Here is a 5,559-nt window from a genome sequence, read left to right as displayed (position 1 = left end):
ACGCCCTCGACCACGGCGGTCGCACCGGAGTTGCGCACCAGGAACCGCTCGCCGACGACGCCGGAGAGGAACATCGTCCCCGCGGTGGTGCCGTAGCCGATCCCGTTTCCTGCGATCACGTTCTCCTCCGGCTTGATGCCGGAGCCTCGAGCGGGACGGATCGAGATGTCGCCGCCCGAGAGGCCCTTGCCGACGTGGTCGTTCGCGTCGCCTTCGAGCCGCAGCACGATCCCGGAGGGCAGGAACGCCCCGAGGGACTGGCCTGCGGTGCCGTTGAGGGTGACGTCGATCGTGCCACGAGGCAGGCCCGCCGCACCGTGGCGAGACGTGACCTGGTGGCCCAGCATCGTGCCGACGGCGCGCTCGGTGTTCGCGATGGGCAGCTCCACCACGACCGGCTCTCCGTTGAGGAGTGCGGGCTTCGCGATGTCGATGAGCTGCACATCGAAGTGCTTCTCCAGCTCGTGGTCCTGCGTGCGGCGGTTGCGTCGCGGCTCGCTCGCCGGGAACGCGGGGCCCTCGAGCACGGGGCTCAGGTCGAGGCCCTCTGCCTTCCAGTGCTGGAGCGCGGCGTTCGCCTCGATGAGCTCGGTGCGTCCGACGATCTCGTCGATCGAGCGGAAGCCGAGCTCCGACAGGATCTCACGCACCTGCTCGGCGATGAACTCCATGAAGTTCACGACGAACTCGGGCTTGCCGGTGAAGCGCTCGCGCAGAACGGGGTTCTGCGTGGCGACGCCGACAGGGCAGGTGTCGAGGTGGCAGACGCGCATCATGATGCATCCGCTGACGACGAGCGGGGCGGTCGCGAAGCCGAACTCCTCGGCACCCAGAAGGGCGCCGATGATGACGTCGCGGCCGGTCTTCAGCTGGCCGTCGACCTGCACGACCACGCGGTCGCGCATGCCGTTGAGCATGAGCGTCTGCTGCGTCTCGGCGAGGCCGAGCTCCCACGGGGTTCCGGCGTGCTTGAGCGAGTTCATCGGGCTCGCACCCGTGCCGCCGTCGTGGCCGGAGACCAGGATGACGTCGCTCAGCGCCTTGGCCACACCCGCGGACACCGCCCCGATGCCCGACTGGCTGACGAGCTTGGTGTGGATCCGCGCCTCGGGGTTGGCCCGCTTCAGATCGAAGATGAGCTGCTTGAGGTCTTCGATCGAGTAGATGTCGTGATGGGGCGGCGGCGAGATGAGCCCGACTCCCGGGGTTCCGCCGCGCGTGCGAGCGACCCACGGGTAGACCTTCTGCGGTGGCAGCTGACCCCCCTCGCCGGGCTTCGCACCCTGGGCGAGCTTGATCTGGATGTCATCCGCCTCGGTGAGGTAGAGGCTCGTGACGCCGAAGCGGCCGGAGGCGACCTGCTTGATCGCGCTGCGACGCTCAGGGTCGAGCAGGCGGTCGGTGTCTTCGCCGCCCTCGCCGGTGTTCGACTTGCCGCCGAGGCGGTTCATCGCGATCGCCAGAGTCTCGTGTGCTTCCTTCGAGATCGAGCCGTAGCTCATCGCTCCCGTCGAGAACCGCTTCACGATGGAGGACACCGGCTCGACCTCGTCGAGCGGAACCGGCTTGCGGGTACCCGTGCGCAGCGTGAACAGGCCGCGGAGCGTCTTGAGCTCGGCCGCCTGGTCGTCGACGAGCTGGGTGTACTCCCGGAAGATGTCGTATCGGCGCTCGCGGGTCGCATGCTGCAGCTTGAACACCGTCTCGGGATTGAACAGGTGCGGAGACCCGTCACGACGCCACTGGTACTCGCCGCCGCTCCAGAGACGCTCGTGTGCACGCGCCGCCTCGTCCTCGGGGTAGGCGTAGTCGTGGCGAGCCTGGTTCTCGATGAAGATCTCTTGGATTCCCACGCCGCCGAGCTTCGACTCGGTACGGGTGAAGTACTTGTCGATGAACTCCTCGCTCAGACCGACGGCTTCGAAGACCTGAGCGCCGGCGTAGGAGGACACCGTCGAGATGCCCATCTTCGACATGATCTTCAGCACACCCTTGCCGAGTGCGTAGATCAGGTTCTTGACGGCCTTCTCGGTGCTGATCCCCGTGATGTATCCGGTGCGCACCAGGTGCTCGACCGTCTCCATCGCCAGATACGGGTTGACCGCGGATGCGCCGTAGCCGATCAATGTCGCGACGTGGTGGACCTCGCGCACGTCGCCGGCCTCGACGATCAGACCGACCTTCATGCGGTTCTCGCGACGGATCAGGTGGTGGTGCACGGCCGAGACCATGAGCAGCGACGGGATCGGAGTCAGATCCTTGTTCGAGTCGCGGTCGGACAGGATGATGAACTCCGCGCCCTGCTCGATCGCCTCGTCGACCTCGGCGCACATCTCGGTGAGGCGCTTCTCGAGCGTGTTCGAGCCGGCGTCGAAGTGATAGAGACCGCGGATCGTGACGCTCGAGCGGTCGGGCATCGCCTTGTCGATGTGACGGAGCTTCGCGAGCTCGTCGTTGTCGATCACGGGGAAGTCCCGCGAGACCGTGCGGGTGTGCTCGGGACCCCAGGTGAGCAGATTGCTCTCAGGCCCCAGACCGAGCTTCAGACTGGTGACGACCTCTTCGCGGATCGAGTCCAGCGGCGGGTTCGTGACCTGCGCGAACTGCTGCGTGAAGTAGTCGAAGAGCAGACGCGGACGCTTGCTCAGGACGGCGATCGGGGTGTCCGAGCCCATGGCGCCGAGCGGCTCGACGCCGGTCTGCCCCATCGGGGTGAGCAGGATGCGCACCTCTTCCTCGGTGTAGCCGAAGGTGCGCTGACGACGGGTGATCGACGCCGGCGGGTGCACGATGTGCTCACGCTCGGGAAGATCGGCGAGTCGCACGGATCCGGCATCCAGCCACTCCTGCCACGGGTGCAGGGTCGCGAGATCGTGCTTGATCTCCTCGTCTTCGCTGATGCGCTGCTGCGACGTGTCGACGGGGAACCTCTTGCCCGGCTGCAGACGTCCGCGGCGCTTGATCCGCTCGGGCTCGAAGGTGAGCACGCCGGTCTCGGAGCCGATGACGATGAGACCGTCGGTGGTCTCGGTCCAGCGTCCGGGGCGCAGTCCGTTGCGGTCGAGGGTCGCGCCGACCACGGTGCCGTCGGTGAAGATGAGCGCGGCGGGGCCGTCCCACGGCTCCATCTGGTTCGAGTGGTACTCGTAGAAGGAGCGCAGCTCGGGCGAGATGTCGGACTGCTTCTCGTAGGCCTCGGGCACCATCATCATGATGGCGTGCGGCAGGCTGCGGCCGGTGAGCGTCAAAAGCTCGAGCACCTCGTCGAACGATGCCGAGTCGCTGGCGCCGTCGGTGCAGATCGGAAGCAGCGGCGCGACGTCGCCGAGGAGCTCGGACTCGAGCTGCGACTGCCGGGCACGCATCCAGTTGCGGTTTCCGCCCACGGTGTTGATCTCGCCGTTGTGCGCGAGCATGCGCAGCGGCTGGGCCAGCGGCCAGGAGGGGAAGGTGTTCGTGGAGTAGCGCGAGTGCACGACGGCGAGCTCGGACATGAACCGCTCGTCCTGCAGGTCGGGGTAGAACGGCTCGAGCTGCAGGGTGGTGACCATGCCCTTGTAGCCGAGCGTGCGCGCCGACAGCGACACGAAGTAGGCGCCGAGCTCGTGACCGGCCCGCTTGCGAAGGCGGTATGCCACGCGGTCGAGTGCGATACCCGTGAGCGGGGCGTCGGAGTGTGTCGCTCCCCCGGCGCTGACGAAGAGCTGCTCGAAAGCGGGACGCGCCTCGTCGGCGAGCTTGCCGAGATTGTCGTTGACCGTCGGGACCTCTCGCCAGCCGAGGACGCGCAGGCCCTCGCTGCGGGCGATCTTCTCGATGCCGGCCTTCTGCTGGCGGCGCTCGCTGGAGTCGCGAGGAAGGAACGCCAGGCCGGCCGCGTACTCACCGACGGGCGGCAGCTCGAACTCGGTGACCGCACGCAGGAACGCGTCGGGCATCTGGGTCAGGATGCCTGCGCCGTCGCCGGTGCCGGCATCAGAGCCGATCGCGCCGCGGTGCTCGAGGTTGCGCAGCGCTTCGAGGGCGAGCGCGATGATGTCATGGCCCGCTTCACCGCGCAGGGTCGCGACCATGGCGAGGCCGCAGGCGTCCTTCTCGAACGCCGGGTTGTACATGCCCTGCTTCGGCGGGTAAGCGCCGGAGGCGCCGTAGGGAGGCTGAAAATACACCAGTACCGTCCTCAGATCTTCGGATGACCCGGGGGCGTCATTGGCCGGGTGGATGCGATGGGGTCCGCACGGACCGGTCGGCTATCGAGCGCTTTCCGTGTCCGTGGGAGCGGTGCTTGTGGCGCTGGCTCCTGCGGCGTCTTCTTCGGACGGAGGCTCACTCACGTCCACGAAATCGGAGGGATTGTCCTGCGATTCTACATCAGCGTCGAGGTCGGTCCGGCCGCGGCCGGGCTGGTACGGCGATGGCTCGAGCCCGGGGTGACGACGGGACTGCACGATGAGGATCGCGAGGCCCACGACGATGCCGATGATGGCGGCCCAGACGTTGCTGCGGAGCCCCAGCATGATCTCGCTCGGATCGATGCGGATCGACTCCCAGACCACGCGTCCGGCGCTGTACCAGATCAGGTAGATGGCGAAGAGACGGCCCCACTGGAAGGCGGTCGCCTTGCGGCTGAGCCACAGCAGCACGATGACGCCGAGGCCGTTCCAGATGACCTCGTAGAGGAAGGTCGGGTGGAACAGGGTGCCCTCGGGAAGTCCGGGAGGGAATGCGGAGTTGTCGGAGGGGATCTCGAGGCCCCACGGCAGATCGGTCGGCAGACCGTAGAGCTCGTTGTTGAACCAGTTGCCGAACCGGCCCATGGCCTGCGCGAGCAGAAGGCCGGGCGCCAGGGCGTCGGCGAAGGTCCAGAAGCGGATGCCGGTCCAGCGGCAGCCCAGGTACGCGCCGATGGCGCCGCCGATGAGGGCGCCGAAGATGGCGATGCCGCCCTCCCAGATGGCCCAGACGGATCCCGGCTCGAACGGGTTCCAGGTGTTCTTGCCCTCGCCGAAGTAGAAGTTCGGGTGGGTGAGCACATGGAAGATGCGCGCGCCGATGATCGCGAGCGGCACGGCGAGGATCGAGATGTCGATCACGACCCACGGCTCTGCCCCGCGCCTGGTGAGGCGGTGGTTGGTCAGCAGCACGGCGGCGATGATGCCGGCGATGATGCAGAGCGCGTAGAAGTGGATCCGGAGCGGCCCGAGGTCGATGTAGGAGACCGAGGGGCTCGGGATGCTGGCGAGCACGCCGCTGAAGGTGCTGTGAAGCGCGAGGGACATGAGTGCGATTCTAGTTCTCGTGTACGGGGCGCGACGACGACGTGCCGACGGCCAGGTTTCGGGTGACCTCTGCGAGGGCGGGGATGCCGCCGTCACGCAGAGCGCGGACGAGTGCGGTGCCGACGATGGCGCCGTCCGCATACTCGGAGACGCCGGCGATCTGTTCGGCGGTCGAGATGCCGATGCCGACGCAGGCGCGGATGCTGCCGTGCTCCCGCAGGCGGCCGACCAGGGTGCGCGCAGCGCGGTCGAGCTCGGTGCGCTCTCCGGTGATGCCCAT

Annotated in this window: 3 protein-coding genes; all 3 read right to left on the bottom strand. The window is 67.6% G+C overall.

Annotated elements, in window-relative coordinates:
• Window positions 1-4,115 (bottom strand): glutamate synthase large subunit (gene gltB / locus J7E68_RS01000; RefSeq protein WP_215169035.1); only part of this gene is annotated, 4,115 nt, incomplete at its 3' end.
• A gap of 135 nt (window positions 4,116-4,250) precedes the next feature.
• The gene (lgt, locus tag J7E68_RS00995; protein WP_215169029.1) at window positions 4,251-5,279 is read right to left on the bottom strand and encodes a prolipoprotein diacylglyceryl transferase; all 1,029 of its coding nucleotides are present in this window, start codon (window positions 5,277-5,279) and stop codon (window positions 4,251-4,253) included.
• Window positions 5,280-5,289: 10 nt separating this feature from the next.
• Window positions 5,290-5,559 (bottom strand): tryptophan synthase subunit alpha (locus tag J7E68_RS19470; RefSeq protein ID WP_251048487.1); only part of this gene is annotated, 270 nt, incomplete at its 5' end.

This window comes from Microbacterium sp. ISL-103 (assembly GCF_018613995.1).
GTDB lineage: Bacteria > Actinomycetota > Actinomycetes > Actinomycetales > Microbacteriaceae > Microbacterium.
Note: the sequence above shows the minus strand (reverse complement) of the source record. Positions and strands in the feature narration are given on the sequence as shown.